Raw genomic sequence first — 20081 nt, 5'->3', positions numbered from 1 at the left:
TGTCGAGACCACATGAAGAATCCCCCTTGGTCGTCTCGACAGGCTCGACCACCAAGGAATCGGCCACCGAAACTGTCGGTGCTCACGCTCATGATGAGCACATGGCCTACACCTACATGCTCCTCTGCGCAGACCGAACCCTGTACGTCGGCAGCACGACCGACCTCGAGCGCCGGATGACCGAGCACCGCGTCGGACTCGGCTCTGAGTACACGCGACATCGCCTCCCCGTGCAGCTGATCTGGTACGAGCAGTACGACAACGTCGCCCACGCGTTCGCGCGAGAGAAGCAGATCCAGAACTGGGGACGGGCCAAACGGATCGCGCTCGTCCAGGGGCGACTCGGAAAGCTGCCGGCCCTCGCCAACACCTCGGCCACCCCACACGAGTGACCCCGGTGATCGAGCCTGTCGAGATCACCCCCACCCGGTGATCGAGCCTGTCGAGATCACCGTGTCGGGTCTCGGATGGTCTCGACAAGCTCGACCACCGGGTCTCGGATGGTCTCGACAGGCTCGACCACCGGGCGGCACGTGGTCTCGACAGGCTTGACCACCGAATCTCGGGTGGTCTCGACAGGCTCGACCACCGTCTGGTTTCACGTGAAACCGGACGGACGGGAGAACGGGCGGGGACATGCATCTAAAGGGTGACGTGTCTTCGGTCCGGTGCGTTAAAGTCCGCGAGCGGCCTCACGCTCTGATGCAACCGTGGAGGCTGCTCGAACGTCTTAGTCGTAGAACGCCGCACCCAGCGTGCGGCCCCAGCGGCCCGAGCGACCGGGCCACCATCCTCTTGACCCCACGGAGCTTGAAGTGAACGTCCGTAGAACCCCGGTGGCGATCATGATCACCACCATCCTCGCCCTGGGCCTCTCCCTCGGCACCGCAGTAGCGCCGAGCAGCGCACGAGCAACCACAGCATCGACATCCGTCGGTCAGACCGGGCTCCACATGGCGTACAAGGTCCTCTATCAGAAGGGTTCCAAGGGCATGGGCGTCCGCCGGATCCAGGCCCGCCTCAAGGAGCGCCGGATCTACAGCGGCCGCGTCACCGGCTACTACGGCTCGAAGACCGCCGGCGCTGTGAAGATCTTCCAGCGCAATCAGCGCCTGGCGACCACCGGGAAGGTCAACCAGCGCACCCTTGACCGGCTCCGCTCGATGACGAAGTCCCCGACGGACGCGAAGCTCTACAACCTCCACCGCAACTGTCTCTCCGGGCGCGTGCTCTGCGTCGACAAGACCGACCGCAAGATGCGCTACGTACGCAGTGGCCACATCGTTCGGTCGATGGATGCCCGCTTCGGCTGCTCGAACAACAAGTCCCGCCAGGGCACGTTCAAGGTCTACCGGAAGAGCCGCAACCACGTCTCCTCGATCTACCACACGCCGATGCCGTACGCGATGTTCTTCTCCGGCGGCCAGGCCGTGCACTACTCCTCGGACTTCGCGGCCCGCGGCTACAACGGCTGCTCCCACGGTTGCGTCAACGTACGCAACAGGTCCTCCATCAGGTGGGTCTTCGACCAGATCCGCATCAACGACCGGGTAGTCGTCTACCGCTCGTAGCCACCGGAGACCGAGCCACCCGGTGATCGAGCCACTCACCCGGTGATCGAGCCACTCACCCGGTGATCGAGCTTGTCGAGATCACCAACGTTCCACGTGAAACCCCGCACATGACAAACGCCCCTCGTGCCACAAGGCACGAGGGGCGTTTTTCGCTGTCAGCCAGCGTCACTCAGGCAGCACGACCACGTAGCGTCGCGGCTCGACGCCGGAGGACTCAGAGGTGAGACCCGCCTCGGCGACGGCGTCGTGGACGACCTTCCGCTCGAACGGCGACATCGGCTTCAGCGAGACCGGAGCACCGGACTCCTTGACCTTCGCGACGGTCTCATCGGCGAGGGCCATCAGGGTGGAGCGACGGTCGGCACGGTAGCCGCCTACGTCGAGCATCATCCGGGACCGCTCACCGGTCTCGCGGTAGATCGCCAGCCGGGTCAGCTCCTGGATCGCGTCCAGGACCTCTCCGTGACGGCCGACCAGCTGCTGCAGGTCTCCGCCCACGATCGAGACCGCGGCGCGGTCGCCCTCGACGTCCATGTCGAGATCGCCATCGATGTCGGCGATGTCGAGGAGCTCCTCGAGGTAGTCCGCCGCGATGTCACCCTCCTGCTCGAGCTGCTTGAGGCGTGCCTCTTCGCTTACCCCCGCCACCGTCTCGGTCTCGGTCTCGCTCACATCCTGGGTCGTCACTTGGTTCCCCCGTCCTTCTGGGTCGTGGAACGACCGGCTCCCGTGCCGGCCTTCTTCCGCTGGCTCTTGGTCTGGTTCTTGGGCTGCGTACGCTGCGCCGGCCGCTTCTCCACGGAGACCGCCGCGGTCTCCGTAGCCTCATCGTCCTCGTCCTCGGGCAGGCCCTTCCTCTTGCGCTTGGCCTTCTCACGATCCTGCTTGGCATCGAACGCAGGCGTACCCGGTGCCGGGTTGTTGCGAATCACGTAGAACTGCTGGCCCATGGTCCACAGGTTCGACGAGGTCCAGTAGAGGATCGTTCCGACCGGGAAGGCGATACCACCGACGGCGAACACGACGGGGAGCACGTAGAGAAGCAGCTTCTGCTGCTGTGCGTACTGACCGGTCATCGCGTCGGCCGGCATGTTCTTCGACATCAGCTGACGCTGCGTGAGGAACGTGGTGGCGATCATCGCCACGACGAGGAACCCGGTGAGGATGCGGGTCGACATGTGATCCGCGGTGGTGAACTGGTCGGACAGCAGCGAGCCCAGCCACGTCGAGGTGGCGAACTCGTGCGCCGCCGCGTCGGTCAGGAAGCCCTTGCCGTTCCCGTCCGAGGCGTGCTCCAGCAGCCGGAACAGCACGAAGAAGATCGGCATCTGCAGCAGCAGCGGCAGGCAGGACGCGAACGGGTTGGTGCCGGTGTCCTTGTAGAGCTTCATCGTCTCGTTGGCGAGCTTCTCGCGGTCGTGCCCGTACTTCTTCTGCAGCTCCTTGACCTTCGGCTGCAGCAGCTGCATGTTGCGGCTGGAGTTGATCTGCTTCACGAACAGCGGGATCAGCAACGCACGGATGGTCACGGTCAGGCCGACGATGGCCAGAGCCCACTGCCAGCCTTCAGACGGAATGACGTACGAGAACGCCTTCTGCCACACGAGCAAGATGCCCGAGATGGCGTAATACAGCGGTGTTGCGATCCATCCGAACAGATCGCCTATGGCTCCCACGGATCAGGCTCCTCGTTTTGGGGGGTCCGCACTTACGCGGACAAGGTCTTCAGGGGATTCAGATCGGGTCTCGACAGACTCGACCATCGCGTGACATCGATCATGCTCCACAGGTGGTACTGGATCGAAGCCTCGAGTCTTGGCCCAAGGGACGCAGCGGGCCAGTCGTCGCGCGGTCAGCCAGCTTCCACGCCAGGGGCCGTGCGACCTGACTGCCTCGAGCGCGTACTCCGAGCACGAGGGGTAGTAGCGGCACACGTCGCCATACAGTGGACTGATGAGGGTCCGCCATACATGGAGAAGTCCGACCAGGACGTACGCGACCAGGCGGTCGAGCTTGTCGAGACCTCCGCGTACGCCGCGGACCGCCGTCCTCATCGGAGCACTCGCTCCAGGCAGTGCCGCAGATCGGCACCCAGCTCGGCATAGCCCGCCTCGGCGGAGGCGGGAAGAGCACGGACCACAAGCACAGCAGAGCCCGGGAGTCCGCTCAGGGACTCCCGGGCCTGATGACGCAGTCTGCGCTTCACACGATTCCGGACGACGGCCGGACCGACGGCCTTGTTCACCACGAAGCCCACCTGCGGCTCGTTCACCTGGTCGGCACCAGTCTCGGTGCCGGGGACGAGCAGGTGGACCACCAGGCTCTTCGAGCCCGCGCGCTTGCCCCGTCGTACCGCTTCTTTGAAGCCCGACGGATCGACCAGTCGGTGGCGACGAGACAGCACGCGCGTGGTGGCTGAGGCCGCGGCCTCAGACGGTCAGGCTCTTGCGACCCTTGCCACGGCGCGCAGAGAGGATCGCGCGGCCGGCACGGGTGCGCATGCGCAGGCGGAAACCGTGCGTCTTGTGACGACGGCGGTTGTTCGGCTGGTAAGTACGCTTGCTCACGGGGTGCTTCCTTAGTTGTGTGGTGGCCGGTTGCTCTGCCGGCTGGTCTGGACGGGTCGCCCACAGTGACTTCAGGGCTGACGGTCTCAACAAGCACCGCCCATCCGCGCCTCGACCAACCCAGGCGTGGACATGCGGCACCCGTGGATCGGGCGACCTAGCAACGGTACGTGGACGGCGAAACCACGGTCAAACTCGCGCTCTATCACACGCCTGTGATTCGCCCCCGACCTGTGGAGGACGGGTTGCCCAGCACCCTCCCCAGCCGGTAACTTCGTGGTCTACCGAGGTTTCCCTGCACATCGTCAGGAGCATCGGTCGCATTCGGGGGAATGCCACGCTGGGATCTACTTTTCCCGCCTGACCTGCCGAAACGGCCGGATTCTCGAGGGTGGCGACGTGTCTCGGTTCATCTCCGTTGCCCAGTTTCGGGGATGCTCCACAGCTTGTGGAAAAGCCTGTGGAGGATGTAGACCAGACCGCCGCTTCATTCCAGGCTGTATCAACACAAGACCACCCACCGAGCCATCAGGGAAGGCAGGAACCCGTGGAGAACTCCGGTCTCGCGCCAGAACCGCAGCCAGATCTCCAGTCCGCGTGGACGAGTGTGGTCGCCGAGCTCCCGCCGAACCACCGGGCTTGGCTACGCGACAGCGAGCCGCTCACACTTCACGGATCGACGGCGATCGTCGAGGTCCCCAACGACTTCACTCGCAACCAGATCGAGGGCCGGCTGCGCGGCACCCTGGAGAAGTCGCTCGGCGACATCTTCCACCGCGACATCCGCATCGCGGTGACCGTCAACCCTGACCTCGACGTCACACCTGATCCCGACACCCAGGCGATCATGATCTCCGAGCGGGAGATCGCGGCCGCTGACGCCGCGGCAGCCGCGGCGGCGGCGAACCTCGAGCACCGGTCCGTCTTCCCGCATCAGTCGGTCTACCCCACCGGCGCTCCGGGTCTGATCCCCGGAGTCCCGCCGGCGAACGGGCCGCACGACGAGCCGGAAGCGCCCCCTGCGTACGCAGCACCGCAGCCTCCTGTCACGCCCCCGCCTCCTCTGCAGCCCGCTCCTCCCGTCCCGGGACACGACGTCGGGCCCGGATATGGCGATATGTCGACAAATCCCCAACCCCCGGTGGCCCCCGTCGACGAGCCGGCGCCGCCCCGGCCGCTCGTCCCCGGTCCGCCGACCAGGCCCAGCGAGCCGAGCCCGAACGTCCTCGAGACGCGGCTGAACCCGAAGTACACCTTCGAGACGTTCGTCATCGGGTCCTCCAACCGGTTCCCGCACGCGGCCGCGGTCGCGGTCAGCGAGGCACCGGGCAAGGCCTACAACCCCCTGCTCGTCTACGGTGAGTCCGGTCTGGGCAAGACCCACCTGCTGCACGCGATCGGTCACTACGTCCGGAGCCTCTACTCCGGGGCGAAGGTGCGCTACGTCAGCTCGGAGGAGTTCACCAACGAGTTCATCAACGCGATCCGCGACGACCGGCAGGACCGGTTCAAGCGGCGCTACCGCGATGTCGACGTGCTGCTGATCGACGACATCCAGTTCTTGGAGGGGAAGACCCAGACGCAGGAGGAGTTCTTCCACACCTTCAACACGCTCCACAACGCCAACAAGCAGATCGTGCTCACCTCCGACCGCCCGCCCAAGCGGCTCGAGGCGCTCGAGGACCGGCTCCGCAACCGGTTCGAGTGGGGGCTGATCACCGACGTACAGCCGCCGGACATCGAGACCCGGATCGCGATCCTTCGGAAGAAGGCCGCGATGGAGCGGCTCACCGCACCGCCGGACGTGCTCGAGTTCATCGCCTCGAAGATCCAGACGAACATCCGTGAGCTCGAGGGCGCGCTGATCCGGGTGACGGCGTTCGCCAACCTCAACCGGCAAGACGTCGACCTGACCCTGGCCGAGATCGTCCTCAAGGACCTGATCCCCGAGGGCGGCGAGCCCGAGATCACCGCAGGCCTGATCATCGCCCAGACGGCTGCCTACTTCGGGCTCTCGATCGACGAGCTCACCGGACCCTCGCGCGGACGTCACCTCGTCATGGCCCGCCAGATCGCCATGTATCTGTGCCGCGAGCTCACCGAGGACTCCCTGCCCAAGATCGGCAAGCACTTCGGCGGCCGCGACCACACGACCGTCATGTACGCCGAGCGCAAGATCAACCAGCTGCTCGCCGAGCGCCGGGCCGTCTTCAACCAGGTCTCCGAGCTCACCAACCGCGTCAAGATGCAGGCGCGCCAGGGCTAGGTCCCTCCAGGACGTACGCGGCAGCTCCATCCACCACCGGGGTCTGAACGGAGTGGCCCCGAGCTTGTCGAGGCCACCCGACCGTGACTCACGGTGTGGTCTCGACAGGCTCGACCACCGGTCTCTTGCGTGGTCTCGACAGGCTCGACCACCGGTGTGCCTGGTGCGCCTCGACGGGGTCGGCGAGCGACCCCTCGTCCGCTTTTTGGGATTTCGAAAACCCACTTGCCGAGATTTCCACCAGCTATCCACAGCCCACAGCCTGGGTGGAACCTGTGGAGAACTACCGATTCAAATGGGATGGAAAAGGGGATGGCCTGTGCACAAAACACTCGAACGGGCCGACAACTCTCCACAGCCCACAGTGACGTACGTCATTTCAGCAACCCGTCCACATCCCCTGTGGAATCACATTTCCGGCCACGACCTGCGAAGACGCTGCTCATCCACATTTCCCACAGATGCTCTTACGACGTACTGAACTATCAATGTCATGGATCCTCGGTGAAATTCCACGAACGCTCTTCCCTGGGGACAACCCGCTCTCGAGCCGGCGCTCCACAGCGGCCTGTGCAGAGCCAACTCAGCTGAGCGCTTACCGGTTGTCGGCGGTCCGTGGCAGGATGCGTACTCCAGGTCATGTCAACGCGGGGGCGTTCCGGAACCGGTGGCGTCTTCCCCAAGGTTCACGCACAGCCCGGACCACATGTCCTCAACCGCCCCGATGTCGAGCTACAAGAAGGACAGGTCATCGTGAAGTTCCGCGTCGACCGCGACGTGTTCGCGGATGCCGTCGCCTGGGCTGCCCGCAGCCTTCCGGTCCGCCCCAGCACCCCGGTGCTCTCCGGTCTCCTCATCGAGGCGGGTCACGAGGGTCTCGTGCTCTCGACCTTCGACTACGAGACGTCCGCCCGAGCGACGCTCTCGGCCGAGGTCGCCGACGAGGGCAAGGCACTGGTCTCGGGCAAGCTGCTCGCAGACATCTGCCGCAGCCTCCCGGCCAAGCCTGTCGAGATGGTCACCGACGGTGCCCGCGTCTCGCTCACCTGCGGGAGCGCTCGGTTCAGCCTCCAGACGATGCCGGTCGAGGACTACCCGACCCTGCCGGAGATGCCGACCGCGGCCGGCACGGTGAAGTCGGAGCTCTTCGCGCACGCCGTCGCCCAGGCCGTGACCGCCGCCGGCCGCGACGACATGCTCCCGGTCCTGACCGGCGTGCGGCTCGAGATCGAGGGCGCCACGATCTCGCTGCTCGCCACCGACCGGTTCCGGCTCTCCCACCGCGAGCTCGAGTGGAACCCGGCGACCCCCGACGAGAGCCTGGCCGCGCTGGTGCCCGCCAAGGTCCTCGGCGACACGGCCAAGTCGCTGACCAGCGGCAGCGAGGTCACCCTCGCGCTGTCCACCACCGGCACCGGTGAGGGCATCATCGGCTTCGAGGGCGCGGCCGCGGGTGGCGTACGCCGCACCACGACGCGCCTGCTGGACGGCGAGTTCCCGAAGGTGCGCAGCCTGTTCCCGGCCGAGCACCTCACCACGGCGCTCGTGGACAAGGCCTCGCTGGTCGAGTCCGTCAAGCGCGTCGCCCTGGTCGCCGAGCGCAACACCGCTGTCCAGATGGTCTTCGAGGACGGTGTCCTCACCCTCGACGCCGGCTCCGGCGACGAGGCCCAGGCGTCCGAGTCGATCGAGGCGACCATGGAGGGCGAGGGACTGACCACCGGGTTCAACCCGCAGTTCCTCCTCGACGGGTTGCAGGCCATCGACGAGCAGGTCGTCGAGCTCGCCTTCACGCAGGCTCCGAAGCCGGTGGTGATCAGCGGCAAGCCGGCCGAGGGCGGCGAGGACCCGGGGTTCCGCTACCTCCTCATGCCGCGGCGCCTGCTCTCCTGACACCGCCTCACTAGGGTGGTCATCTCGACAGGCTCGATACACCGCTCGACAAGCTCGATCACCGATTTCGCTGGATAGGAAACTTGCATGCACATCGGACTCGTCGGTCTCGGCAAGATGGGTGGCAACATGCGCACCCGGCTGCAGGAGGCCGATCACACCGTCGTCGGTTACGACCGCAACGCTGACCTCGCCGACGTGGCGAGCCTGGCCGAGATGGTCGAGGCGCTGCCCAGCCCGAAGGTGGTCTGGGTGATGGTGCCGGCCGGCGAGCCGACCCGCTCCACCGTCGCCGAGCTCAAGGAGCTCCTCAGTGAGGGCGACCTCGTCGTCGACGGCGGCAACTCGAAATACACCGACGACGCGAAGAACGCCGCGAGCCTGGCCGAGAACGGCATCGGCTTCGTCGACTGCGGTGTCTCCGGTGGCGTCTGGGGCCTCCAGAACGGCTACGCGCTGATGTACGGCGGCTCGGACGAGGACGCCGCCAAGGTGATGCCCGCCTTCGAGGCGCTCAAGCCCTCCGGCACCGAGGACGGCCTGGTCCACTGCGGCACCACCCCCGGCGCCGGCCACTTCTCCAAGATGGTCCACAACGGCATCGAGTACGCCATGATGCAGGCCTACGCCGAGGGCTGGGAGCTCCTCGACAAGGTCGACCTCGTCGACAACGTCCCGGAGATCTTCGCCTCGTGGCGCACGGGCACCGTCGTACGTTCCTGGCTTCTCGATCTGCTCGTCGACCAGCTCCGCGACGACGAGCACCTGGACAAGATCAAGGGCTACGCCGACGACTCGGGCGAGGGCCGCTGGACCGTCGAGGCAGCGATCGAGAACGCCGTCCCGATGCCGGCGATCTCGGCGAGCCTGTTCGCGCGGTTCGTCTCCCGCCAGGAGGACGACCACGCGATGAAGGCGATCGCCGCGATGCGCAACGGCTTCGGTGGGCATGCGGTGATCTCGGAGTCCGAGGCCTGAGGGTCGGGACTTGGTGATCTCGACAGGCTCGATCATCGGGGCGGGTGTGGTGGTCTCGACAGGCTCGACCACCGGGGCGGGTGGTGATCTCGACAAGCTCGACCACCTCGCTCGATCACCTCAGATGGTGGGGATCACTCCGGCTGCGGTGAGGGCCAGACGTACGACGCCGTAGGCGACGAAGAGCGCGAAGAAACCGAGAACCATCGGCGCACGGACGAGCTTGTCCAGGTCGACGGGGCGTTTACCGGCCAGCCGCGCGCGCACCGAGACCACGACGAGGGCGATCACCGCGATGACGAGCAGCGGGCCGAACCAGTTGCTCGCCAGCGACGAGCCGATGTCGCCGTGCATCAGGTAGACCCACGACCGGGTCAGCCCGCACCCGGGGCAGGGCAGCCCGGTGAGCGCGCGGAACGGGCACAGAACCGGGCCGTCCTCGATGCCGCCGGCGGGCAGCAGCGCGGCGATCGCCACGCCGCCGAGGCCGATCGCGGCGACGACCTCGGTGGAGGTCACCGCCGAGAGTCGCCCGAGCGGTCCGGTTCGGTGCGACTCAGGAGAGCGGGCGGCCGTCTGCATCTGGGAACTTTCGCACGGCGACGAGGATGATGTCGATGATCGTCCAGATCCCGAAGCCACCGCAGGTGATCAGCTTGAGGACGCCGAGACCGATCTGACCGACGTAGAAGCGGTCCACGCCGAGCGAGCCGAGGAAGATCGAGAGCAACAGCGTGAGCAGCCACTCCCGGCTCGAGAAGATGCCCGGAATCTGTTTCACGGGAAACCACTGCTGGTCGGTGCCGAGGCTGGCCGGCGTGTCCGACTTGATCTGTCCGGCACCTGCCATCTGGGCGAGCTGCTGGACCGGGTACGGCCCGTGGACCTGGCCCATGACGGACAGGTAGAACGGCCCGCCCGGCGCTCCGTTGGCGGGTTGCCCTGGAGGTGGACCGTATGGGTTGGGAGACTGGGTCATGCACGCACCTTAAAGACTCCGACCGGACTACGCAGCAACGAGAGAGGAAACAAGATGTACGTCTCCCACCTCTCTCTTCACGACTTCCGCTCCTACGCGAGCGTCGAGGTCCCGCTCGAAGCGGGCGTGACGGCGTTCGTCGGACGAAACGGCCAGGGCAAGACCAACCTGGTCGAGGCGATCGACTACCTCTCTCGTCTCCAGTCCCACCGGGTGGCCACCGACGCCCCGCTCGTCCGGGCCGGTGCCGACCAGGCGGTCGTGCGGGCTGCTGTCGTACGTGACGGCCGCACCGCCACCCTCGAGGTCGAGATCAACGCCGGTCGCGCGAACAAGGCCCGGATCAACAAGAGCCCGCTCCCCCGCACCCGCGACCTGGTCGGGCTGGTCCGCACCGTCGTCTTCTCCCCCGAGGATCTGACCCTGGTCAAGGGCGACCCGTCCGACCGCCGGCGTTTCCTCGACGACCTGCTGATGCTGCGTGCCCCCCGTCTGGCCGGCGTACGCAGCGACTACGACCGTGTCCTCAGGCAGCGCAACTCGCTGCTCAAGACCGCCGGCTTCGCGCGCGGCTCGGCTCGCGAGGGTGCGCTCGCCACCCTGGCCGTATGGGACGACCACCTCGCCCGCACCGGCGCCGAGATCCTCGCCGAGCGGCTCTCCCTCGTCGACGCGCTGCGGCCCTACGTGGGCAAGGCCTACGAGACGGTGGCCCGCGGTGCCTCGCGTGACGATGCCGAGATCGAGTACAAGCCCTCCTTCGACCTGGCCGGCGCGACCTCGGCGGCTGATCTGCAGGAGGCGATCCTCGCCGAGGTCGGTCGCCGGCAGAAGGACGAGCTCGACCGCGGCATCAGCCTGGTCGGTCCGCACCGTGACGATCTGGTGCTGTTCCTCGGCCACGGTGCCGGCGCCGAGCGCCTCCCCGTCAAGGGCTACGCCAGCCACGGCGAGTCCTGGTCCTTCGCGCTCGCGCTCCGGTTGGCGGCGTACGACCTGCTGCGGGCCGACGGCGACGACCCGATCCTGATCCTGGACGATGTCTTCGCCGAGCTCGACAGCCAGCGGCGCGTCCAGCTGGCCGAGCTGGTGGCCGGTGCCGAGCAGGTCCTCGTCACCGCAGCGGTTCCCGAGGACGTCCCCGCCGCACTCGCGGGCGCCCGCTACCACGTCTCCGCCGGCGAGGTGGTCCGCCGTGACTGAGGACGAGCCGGTGGTCGAGCCGGTGGTCGAGCTTGTCGAGACCGCCATAGGCGGTGAGGAAGACACCGAGAAGCCCGCCGACGGCCTAGACCTGGCCCGCTCCCTGACCCGCGCGACGGCGAGGATGCCGGCGCCGAAGGCAGGCAGCATGAAGAAGCGACGTACGCCGCCGGACTCGGGCACAGGACGCGGCCGGGTCTCGGGCGCCCGACCTGACGACCGCGATCCGCAGCTCATCGACTCCGTCGTGAGCCGGATGGTCGACGACCACGGCTGGGACACCTCCCTGCGGGTCCATGGCGTGATGGCCCGCTGGCCCGACATCGTGGGCGAGGAGATCGCCGACCACACCACCCCGGAGTCGTACGCCGACGGCAAGCTCGCGGTGCGCACCGACTCCACCGCCTGGGCGACTCAGCTCAAGCTCCTCGCTCCCAACCTGGTCAAGCGCCTCAACCAGGAGCTGGGCCACGGCACCGTGGTCCTCATCGAGGTCCTCGGCCCGCATCTGCCTTCCTGGAAGAAGGGTCCCAGAGGCCTGCGCGACGGCCGCGGGCCACGCGACACCTACGGCTGATTCGGCCCTCGTCACGGGAAGTCTGCACAGGTGTTCGAGGTGACGGACGTGAGCCGCGATCTGCCGCTCTGGGCGCCCCCGGGACGTATAGGGACTCACCGAGCCCCCTGCTGGACGCGCAGAGACGCCGTCACGAGACGTACAGACGCTCATTTCGATCACAGTTGCCCCTCAGGAGAGGGCGCATACGTGGAATCCGGGGTTCTACGGGGTATTATAGGGACTGGGTCGATCGCGGTAGGTTCCACTTCCTCGGCGCTGGTCGGCCCGTTGCATGCCCAACCGACGCCACGTCCGATTCCGGACCGAGATGACAGGTGGATCGCACCGGTGACCGCTGCCGACCAGACGACTCCAGCCACGGAAGACACGACCGCAGACGGAGTCGAGTACGACGCCTCTGCCATCCAGGTTCTCGAAGGGCTCGAAGCGGTCCGTAAACGGCCGGGTATGTACATCGGCTCGACGGGCACCCGCGGTCTCCACCACCTGGTGTGGGAGATCACCGACAACGCGGTCGACGAGTCCCTCGCCGGCTACTGCGACACCATCAGGGTGACGCTGCGTGAGGACGGCGGGGTCAGCGTCGTCGACAACGGCCGTGGCATCCCGACCGACACCGCTCCCGGCCAGGACATTCCGGCGGCAACGCTGGCGCTGACCGTGCTGCACGCCGGCGGGAAGTTCGGTGGCGGCGGCTACAAGGTCTCCGGTGGTCTGCACGGTGTGGGATCGAGCGTCGTCAACGCGCTCTCCACGCGCCTGCACATGGAGGTCAAGAACCGCGGCAAGCTCTGGGAGCAGGAGTTCACCAAGGGCATTCCCGACTACGACCTCCGCGAGGTCCGCGACCTCGAGAAGGACGAGGAGACCGGGACCAAGATCACCTGGTACGCCTCGGACGAGGTCTTCGAGACCACCGACTACAGCCTCGAGACGATCTCGGCCCGCTTCCGCGAGATGGCCTTCCTCAACAAGGGCCTCACGATCGTGCTGCGCGACGAGCGCCCCCACGTCGACGAGATCGCCGACGCCGTCGAGGACGCGACGATCGAGCACGACACCGAAGCCCACGACGCGCTGCACGCCAGCAACAACGGCACCAAGGCGCTCGAGCAGACGTTCATGTACGAGCGCGGCCTGGCCGACTATGTCGACCACCTCAACAAGCGCAAGGCTCCGGTCTCCTCGGTGATCTCGTTCGAGGCGGAGACCGATGCCAAGGTCGAGAACGCGATGAGCCTCGAGGTCGCCATGCAGTGGCAGGCCTCGTCGTACAACGAAGCCGTTCACACCTTCGCGAACAACATCAACACCCCCGAGGGCGGTACGCACGAGGAGGGCTTCCGGGCAGCGCTGACCACCTTGATGAACCGCTGGGGCGAGACGTGGGGCCTGATCAAGAAGAAGGAGGACCGGCTCACGGGTGACGACATCCGTGAGGGTCTGACCGCGATCGTCAGCCTCAAGATCATGGACCCGCAGTTCGAGGGCCAGACCAAGGCCAAGCTCGGCAACACCGAGGTCAAGGGCTTCACCCAGTCGGTGATCAACGACGAGCTCGGCGCCTGGCTGGAGCAGAACCCGGCCGAGGGCAAGGAGGTCATCCGCAAGGCGATGGCCGCCGCGACCGCCCGTGTCGCTGCCCGCAAGGCCCGCGACCTGGCCCGCAACCGCAAGGGCATCGGCGGCGGTGGCGGCCTGCCCGGCAAGCTCGCCGACTGCCAGTCGACCAACCCCGAAGAGTGCGAGATCTTCGTCGTCGAGGGTGACTCCGCGGGCGGCTCGGCCAAGTCCGGCCGTGACCCGCGCATCCAGGCGATCCTCCCGATCCGAGGCAAGATCCTCAACGTCGAGAAGGCCCGGATCGACAAGGTGCTCGCCAACACGGAGGTCCAGGCGATCATCTCCGCGCTGGGCACCGGCGTGCACGACGACTTCGACATCAACCGGCTTCGCTACCACAAGATCGTGATGATGGCCGACGCCGATGTCGACGGCCACCACATCAACACGCTGCTGCTGACGCTGCTGTTCCGGTTCATGAAGCCGCTGATCGAGCAGGGCTACGTCTACCTCGCCCAGCCGCCGCTCTACCGCCTGCGGTGGAACAAGCCGGCCGAGCACGAGTTCGTCTACTCCGACGCCGAGCGCAACGCGCTGCAGCGTCACGGCCTGGAGCAGGGCAAGAAGCTCCCCAAGGAGAACCCCGTCCAGCGCTACAAGGGTCTGGGCGAGATGAACGCTGACGAGCTGTGGGAGACCACGATGGACCCGTCGCAGCGCCTGCTGCTCCAGGTGACCCTCGAGGACGCCGCCCACGCCGACGAGATCTTCTCCATCCTCATGGGCGAGGACGTCGCCGAGCGGCGCTCCTTCATCCAGCGCAACGCCAAGGACGTACGTTTCCTCGACATCTGACGCCGCGATCGGTTGTTTCGACAGGCTCGACCGCCGGCGTTCACAGATAGACCCACGCAGAAAGAGAAATCGTGACCGATACTCCTCCGGAAGGCTCCGCCATCGTCCCGAGCGGCGGCCGGATCGAGACCGTCGAGCTGCAGACCTCGATGCAGTCCAGCTACATCGACTACGCGATGGCAGTCATCGTGGGTCGTGCGCTGCCCGAGGTGCGTGACGGACTCAAGCCCGTCCACCGCCGCGTGCTCTATGCGATGTACGACGGCGGCTACCGCCCCGACCGTGGCTTCTCCAAGTGCGCCCGCGTCGTCGGCGAGGTGATGGGTAACTACCACCCGCACGGCGACTCGGCCATCTACGACACCCTGGTCCGGCTCGCCCAGCCGTGGGTGCTGCGCTACCCGCTGATCAACGGTCAGGGAAACTTCGGCTCTCCCGGCAACGACCCGGCCGCGGCCATGCGTTACACCGAGTGCCGGATGGCACCGCTGGCGCTGGAGATGGTCCGTGACATCACCGAGGACACCGTCGACTTCGGTCCCAACTACGACGGCCGCTCCCAGGAGCCGGCCATCCTGCCGGCGCGGTTCCCGAACCTGCTGGTCAACGGCTCCGCGGGCATCGCGGTCGGCATGGCGACCAACATCCCGCCGCACAACCTGCGTGAGGTCGCCTCCGGCGCCAAGTGGGCGCTCGAGCACCCCGACGCGACTCGCGAGGAGCTCCTGGAGGCGCTCCTCGAGCGGGTCAAGGGTCCCGACTTCCCCAACGGCGCCCTGATCGTCGGACGGGAAGGCATCGAGCAGGCCTACCGCACCGGCCGCGGCTCCGTCACCCAGCGCGCGGTGATCGAGGTCGACGAGGACAAGTCGGGGCGCACCAACCTGGTCATCACCGAGCTCCCCTACATGGTGAACCCGGACAACCTCGCCCAGAAGATCGCCGACCTGGCCGACACCGGCAGGGTGCAGGGCATCGCGGACGTCAAGGACAACACCTCCTCCCGCACCGGGCAGCAGCTCGTGGTCGTGCTCAAGCGCGATGCGGTCGCCCGGGTCGTGCTCAACAACCTGCTCAAGCACACCGAGCTGCAGACCAACTTCTCCGCCAACATGCTGGCGCTGGTCGACGGCGTGCCCCGCACGCTGAGCATCGACCAGTTCATCTCCAACTGGGTCGACCACCAGGTCGACGTCATCCGGCGGCGTACGGAGTTCCGGCTCCGCAAGGCCGAGGAGGACGCCCACATCTGGCGCGGCCTGGTCAAGGCGCTCGACCAGCTCGACGCGGTGATCGCGCTGATCCGCTCCTCCCCCGAGGTCGACGACGCGCGCCAGGGGCTGATCCGGCTGCTGGAGATCGACGAGATCCAGGCCAACGCGATCCTCGACATGCAGCTTCGTCGCCTCGCGGCGCTCGAGCGGCAGAAGATCGTCGACCGGCTCGCCGAGCTCGAGATCATCATCGCCGACCTCGAGGACATCCTCGCCAACGTCTCGCGGCAGCGCCGGATCGTCGACGAGGAGCTCGACGAGATCGTCGCGAAGTACGGCGACGAGCGGCGTACGCAGATCATCGCCGCCGACGGAGACCTCTCCATGGAGGACCTCATCCCCGATGAGGACCTGGTCGTCTCGATCACCCGCGGTGGCTACGCCAAGCGGACGCTCGCGGGTGAGTACCGCACCCAGAAGCGCGGTGGAAAGGGCGTACGCGGCGCCACCCTGCGCGGCGACGACGTGGTCGAGCACTTCATCGCGACCTCGAACCACCACTGGCTGCTCTTCTTCACCACCGCCGGGCGGGTCTACCGGATCAAGGCCTACAACCTGCCCGAGGCGGCACGCGACGCCAAGGGCGGTCACGTCGCCGGGCTGCTGAGCTTCCAGCCGGACGAGTCGATCGCCCAGGTGCTCGCGATCCGCGACTACGACCAGGCGCCCTATCTGGTGCTGGCGACCCGCTCCGGGCTGGTCAAGAAGACGCGCCTCGCCGACTACAACTCGCCTCGCCAGGCCGGCGTCATCGCGATCAACTTCCGTGAGGACGACGACGCGCTGATCGGCGCGCAGCTGGTCAACTCCGAGGACGACATCCTGCTGGTCTCCCGCAAGGGCCAGGCCATCCGGTTCCGCGCCGACGACAACCAGCTGCGGCCGATGGGACGGGCGACCTCAGGCGTCACGGGCATGAAGTTCCGCGAGAGCGACTCGCTGCTGTCGATGTCGGTGATCCGGGCCGAGCACGTCGCCGCCGAGATCGCGGCCGGGCTCTCCGAGGCCAACGAGGACACCGCGGACGTCGCGGCTCCTGTCTCCGGTGCCGAGTCGCCGGACGAGGTCAAGGAGCAGTTCGTCTTCACCATCACCGATGGCGGTTTCGCGAAGCGTACGAAGATCACCGACTACCGGTTGCAGTCCCGCGGCGGTCTGGGCATCAAGACGATGGCTCTGGCCAACACCGACCGCGGCGGTCTGGTCGGTGCGTTCATCGTGGTCGACGGCGACGAGATCCTCTCGATCACCGCCACCGGTCAGGTCGTACGCAGCCCGATCAACACCGACTTCCGGGCCACCGGGCGCTCCACCCAGGGCGTCAAGTTCGTCTCGCCCAAGAAGGGTGACTCTGTCGCCGTCGTGGCCCGCTCCGTCGAGGCCCGCGAGGTCGACGACGAGGTCGGCGCCGGGACAGAGGTTGCAGATGATGTAACAATCGGTGGGGACGACGAGAGTGGAGCGTCGCCCGAGACCACTACGGAAGATGAATCCTGATGACGGACCGCACCTCAGAGCGCACGAGCGGGGGAGTCGCGATGAACGAGCGGAACGAGACCGAGGAACAGCCGGTCTCCCAGCGGTTCACGGGCACGGTTGCCAACGCGGCCAGTGAGTTCAAGCGTACGACCTCGGCCGCCGCGTCCGCGGTGGCGTCGACCGCTCGCACCTCCGGCCCGGCCGGCGCTGTGCGGGCCACGGGCGGCGACGCACATCGCCGTGCGCGGCTGAGCCTGAGCCGGATCGACCCGTGGTCGGTCATGAAGATGGCCTTCCTGCTCTCGATCGCGCTCAGTGTCGTGATGATCGTGGCGGTCTTCGTCATCTGGTCGGTGCTGGGTGCCGCCGGCGTGTGGGACTCGATCAACCAGGCCGTCCAGGACGTCGTCGGTGACTCCAGCGCGGGCTGGAACGTGCAGGACTACCTCGGCCTCGCCCGGATCATGGGCTTCACGATGGTCGTCTCGGTGGTCAACATCGTGCTGATGACCGCCGTCGCCACCCTCGCCGCGTTCCTCTACAACATGGCTGCCGCCCTCCTGGGTGGCGTAGAAGTCGAGCTGACCGAGAACTGAGCCCGGCTGGATCGTCCGCAACCTGGGGAGGGTTGTCCGAACACAGTTCGGATGACCCTCCCCAGGTTCATTCGTTCACGCGGCAGCTCTGCCCACAACGCTTCGGCGTCCCGCTCCACCCGTTCCTGGCGAGGATCCGTCCGACGCGGACCGCTGTCTGACACGGGGTGTCGAACACCTGGTGAAACCTGAGTCGCGCGGTGACCGCCCCCAGATCCGCCAGGTCGTTCAACGAGCGGTCGGCGTCATGAGCCTGGTCGCGCCAGGAATCATGCCCGAGCGCACCATCGAGCTCGACCACCAGTGCGTACCCCTCGTACTCGATGTCACGGAACTGGTTGCCCGCAGCGCCGATCCGAGGCGACTGGCGCCGTCCCGAAGGCAGACCGTGCGCCCGCTCGACCTTGGTGAGATAGCCGTGCTCGAGCACCGAGTGAGTGCCGGTCGCGAGGTCGTCGACCAAGCCTTGGACGAGCCTTCGGCGACGCAAGGAGTGCGCGCGGTTCAGCGCTTCCTGAAGCGTGGCCGCGGTGACGTAGGACCGGCTTGCCACCTCGGCAACTCGTGCGATCGCGTCGATCTCGGACCTGGCTTCGTTGGCCATCGCCAGGGCGTTGTCCTCGACCTTCAGGCGTGGTGGGGTGCCTCCGTAGGCCTTACGTTCGAGGTCGCGCATCCGGTGGATGACGATCCCGGGCTGGGGCATCACCTTGCGCGAATGGTCGATCGCTATGTGGATGGGTCGGCCGTCGTCGCGCCCCCGCGGCGCCTCGAGGCTCTCTCGGCACAGCAGTGCGGGAGCCGCGTAGAGCACCGCGGCCCACGCCCGCTGCTCCCAGGTGAGTGGTCCGGTGTGATTGACGTAGACGCGCGGGTGCACCCGGCGGAGCTCATTGCGGCGTACGGCCCTCTCGATGTCGATCCGGCTGAGCCCGCCCGCCGTGAGCTGGGCGTGGCTGGCCACCCCGTCCTGCATCCGCCGCTGAGCGTCGAGCATCCGCGCCGCGTCCTCGCGCGCGAAGGCTGCCTGCATGTCCTCGGCATCGGGCATGCTCGAACCCTAACCCTGGGGAGGTCTGTCCGATCCTGGTTCGGACAGACCTCCCCAGGTTCACCGGACGCGTATCGTTTTGGTTCCCCGGGCAGCGTCCGGGTAATGTTTCCTCTCGCCTGCTGGTAGGGGCTTCCACCCTCCAGTTGGCGCCTGCGCTTATAGCTCAGACGGTTAGAGCACCACACTGATAATGTGGGGGTCGGAGGTTCAAGTCCTCCTAAGCGCACAGGCTAAAGGCCGTCTCGCCAGCAGAAACTCTGGTGAGACGGCCTTCTTGATTTGGTCCACCGTGTCCCTCAGTACGCGCCAAAGTACGCGCCTCCACTCGAACTCCGGCGGGTCGGGCGCGACGCGGCACTCTGGGACAGATTTCCGGCACGCCTCGTCCGTTCTCGTAGGTTGTGCGACGCCATGATCCGCTGCGACCGCGCGCCATCCCATGTGCGTGGCAACGGGTGGGCCACGGAGCTTGACCAGGTCGCTCCTCGGGTGGCTGCGGCGGGTCCGCAAGACCTGGAGCTGCCGAAACGTTGAGGATCGGGGCACGAACACGTACAGTTTGTCTCGGAGTATGCATATGGGCCTGACCTTGGGAACAGAGACCACCAAGGACAGGCCTGGAACCTCCGGCTTAGTTCACTGACCTGCGGCGTTGACGCACCTTAGATGCCGCTCCAAGCCAGTGGACCCCTGCGTGGGAAGCTAGAGCCGAGGCTGTGAGTGCTGGCATTGCTACCGAAGACGATGCTTTAGGGGCCGGGCTTTCCCGGCCCCTAAGCGCTGACCACCGGAGCAGTGATGGAACAAGAAGCAGCACAGACCAGCGAAGCACCAAGTGATACCTCGACGATGACCAGCGATGCGTTCGTGGTCCTGGAACGCGCGGTTTCGCACGAGAGGTCCGTCCACGGGCGTTGGCCAACTGCGAGCAGGGTGCGGATCGTCATGAAGGAACTGACATATGACGGCTTTGCGCCCGCGAGACTGGGCTTCAAGCGTTTTCGCGACTTCCTGCAAGCCGCTGAAGCCGCGGGTGCGATCGCCCTGGACTCAAGCAACGCTGGCGACATCCTGGTAGCGCTGCCAGGAGAGACGGAGCCTGCGGCCCGGGCGACGCGTCATGCCCGCATCCGGAAAGACTTGTGGAGCGCGCTCCTCGACTGGACTCGCGGCGTCGACTACTACTTCGATCTAGACATCGACCGCCCGGTTGTGCTTCC

General features: G+C 66.7%; 19 protein-coding genes and 1 tRNA gene. 12 read left to right on the top strand and 8 right to left on the bottom strand.

Annotated elements, in window-relative coordinates:
• Positions 1 to 392 (top strand): GIY-YIG nuclease family protein (locus ACRDPS_RS03875; protein WP_431500304.1); only part of this gene is annotated, 392 nt, incomplete at its 5' end.
• Positions 393 to 815: 423 nt separating this feature from the next.
• The gene (locus tag ACRDPS_RS03870; RefSeq protein WP_431500303.1) at positions 816 to 1571 is read left to right on the top strand and encodes a L,D-transpeptidase family protein; all 756 of its coding nucleotides are present in this window, start codon (positions 816 to 818) and stop codon (positions 1569 to 1571) included.
• Between the two features lie 168 nt (positions 1572 to 1739).
• On the opposite strand, the gene ACRDPS_RS03865 is transcribed toward ACRDPS_RS03870, so the two are convergent.
• The 5 genes from ACRDPS_RS03865 to rpmH are packed head-to-tail and all read right to left on the bottom strand — an operon-like array spanning position 1740 to position 4141.
• Positions 1740 to 2261 carry a protein jag gene (locus ACRDPS_RS03865; protein WP_431500302.1) on the bottom strand — a complete coding sequence of 174 codons (522 nt, stop codon included), beginning with the start codon at positions 2259 to 2261 and terminating at the stop codon, positions 1740 to 1742.
• Positions 2258 to 3250, bottom strand: a complete 993-nt coding sequence (gene yidC / locus ACRDPS_RS03860; RefSeq protein ID WP_431500301.1) for a membrane protein insertase YidC — start codon at positions 3248 to 3250, stop codon at positions 2258 to 2260. Before yidC ends, ACRDPS_RS03865 begins: the two co-directional genes overlap by 4 nt.
• A gap of 3 nt (positions 3251 to 3253) precedes the next feature.
• Positions 3254 to 3628 carry a membrane protein insertion efficiency factor YidD gene (gene yidD, locus ACRDPS_RS03855; RefSeq protein ID WP_431500300.1) on the bottom strand — a complete coding sequence of 125 codons (375 nt, stop codon included), beginning with the start codon at positions 3626 to 3628 and terminating at the stop codon, positions 3254 to 3256.
• The gene (gene rnpA, locus ACRDPS_RS03850) at positions 3625 to 3978 is read right to left on the bottom strand and encodes a ribonuclease P protein component (protein WP_431500299.1); all 354 of its coding nucleotides are present in this window, start codon (positions 3976 to 3978) and stop codon (positions 3625 to 3627) included. Before rnpA ends, yidD begins: the two co-directional genes overlap by 4 nt.
• A gap of 25 nt (positions 3979 to 4003) precedes the next feature.
• Entirely contained in the window at positions 4004 to 4141 is a 138-nt protein-coding gene (gene rpmH / locus ACRDPS_RS03845; RefSeq protein WP_431500298.1) for a 50S ribosomal protein L34, read from the bottom strand.
• Positions 4142 to 4688: 547 nt separating this feature from the next.
• Between rpmH and dnaA the strand changes: the two genes are divergently transcribed.
• From dnaA to gnd, 3 genes are all read left to right on the top strand, one after another.
• Entirely contained in the window at positions 4689 to 6407 is a 1719-nt protein-coding gene (gene dnaA, locus ACRDPS_RS03840; RefSeq protein WP_431500297.1) for a chromosomal replication initiator protein DnaA, read from the top strand.
• A 753-nt stretch (positions 6408 to 7160) separates the two neighbouring features.
• On the top strand, positions 7161 to 8300 hold the full coding sequence (dnaN, locus tag ACRDPS_RS03835; RefSeq protein ID WP_431500305.1) for a DNA polymerase III subunit beta: 1140 nt from the start codon (positions 7161 to 7163) through the stop codon (positions 8298 to 8300).
• Positions 8301 to 8387: 87 nt separating this feature from the next.
• Entirely contained in the window at positions 8388 to 9278 is an 891-nt protein-coding gene (gnd, locus tag ACRDPS_RS03830; RefSeq protein WP_431500296.1) for a phosphogluconate dehydrogenase (NAD(+)-dependent, decarboxylating), read from the top strand.
• A gap of 120 nt (positions 9279 to 9398) precedes the next feature.
• On the opposite strand, the gene ACRDPS_RS03825 is transcribed toward gnd, so the two are convergent.
• Positions 9399 to 9797: a DUF2752 domain-containing protein gene (locus tag ACRDPS_RS03825; protein WP_431500295.1), complete on the bottom strand. Its 399-nt coding sequence runs from the start codon at positions 9795 to 9797 to the stop codon at positions 9399 to 9401.
• Positions 9798 to 9834: 37 nt separating this feature from the next.
• Positions 9835 to 10257: an NINE protein gene (locus tag ACRDPS_RS03820; RefSeq protein WP_431500294.1), complete on the bottom strand. Its 423-nt coding sequence runs from the start codon at positions 10255 to 10257 to the stop codon at positions 9835 to 9837.
• Positions 10258 to 10311: 54 nt separating this feature from the next.
• Between ACRDPS_RS03820 and recF the strand changes: the two genes are divergently transcribed.
• The 5 genes from recF to ACRDPS_RS03795 all read left to right on the top strand — a co-directional run bounded on the left by recF (position 10312) and on the right by ACRDPS_RS03795 (position 17807).
• Positions 10312 to 11460, top strand: a complete 1149-nt coding sequence (gene recF, locus ACRDPS_RS03815; RefSeq protein WP_431500293.1) for a DNA replication/repair protein RecF — start codon at positions 10312 to 10314, stop codon at positions 11458 to 11460.
• A complete protein-coding gene (locus ACRDPS_RS03810) occupies positions 11453 to 12037 on the top strand; it encodes a DUF721 domain-containing protein (protein WP_431500292.1) in 585 nt (194 codons plus the stop codon). The genes recF and ACRDPS_RS03810 overlap by 8 nt, the downstream gene beginning before the upstream one ends.
• A gap of 330 nt (positions 12038 to 12367) precedes the next feature.
• Complete coding sequence (gene gyrB, locus ACRDPS_RS03805; protein WP_431500291.1) at positions 12368 to 14458, top strand: DNA topoisomerase (ATP-hydrolyzing) subunit B; 2091 nt, start codon at positions 12368 to 12370, stop codon at positions 14456 to 14458.
• Positions 14459 to 14529: 71 nt separating this feature from the next.
• On the top strand, positions 14530 to 17229 hold the full coding sequence (gene gyrA / locus ACRDPS_RS03800) for a DNA gyrase subunit A (protein ID WP_431500290.1): 2700 nt from the start codon (positions 14530 to 14532) through the stop codon (positions 17227 to 17229).
• A complete protein-coding gene (locus tag ACRDPS_RS03795) occupies positions 17229 to 17807 on the top strand; it encodes a DUF3566 domain-containing protein (RefSeq protein WP_431500289.1) in 579 nt (192 codons plus the stop codon). Before gyrA ends, ACRDPS_RS03795 begins: the two co-directional genes overlap by 1 nt.
• A gap of 67 nt (positions 17808 to 17874) precedes the next feature.
• Here ACRDPS_RS03795 and ACRDPS_RS03790 read toward each other — a convergent pair whose 3' ends face one another.
• Positions 17875 to 18858 carry a hypothetical protein gene (locus ACRDPS_RS03790; RefSeq protein ID WP_431500288.1) on the bottom strand — a complete coding sequence of 328 codons (984 nt, stop codon included), beginning with the start codon at positions 18856 to 18858 and terminating at the stop codon, positions 17875 to 17877.
• A gap of 155 nt (positions 18859 to 19013) precedes the next feature.
• On the opposite strand from ACRDPS_RS03790, the gene ACRDPS_RS03785 reads away from it, so the two are divergent.
• A tRNA-Ile gene (locus tag ACRDPS_RS03785) sits at positions 19014 to 19087 on the top strand.
• A gap of 572 nt (positions 19088 to 19659) precedes the next feature.
• The coding region (locus ACRDPS_RS03780) for a hypothetical protein (RefSeq protein WP_431500287.1) at positions 19660 to 20081 on the top strand (422 nt) is incomplete at its 3' end.

Source organism: Nocardioides sp., assembly GCF_050699375.1.
Classification (GTDB): Bacteria; Actinomycetota; Actinomycetes; order Propionibacteriales; family Nocardioidaceae; genus Nocardioides.
The sequence above is the reverse complement of the archived record's forward strand: the minus strand, read 5'-3'. Positions and strand labels throughout refer to the sequence as shown.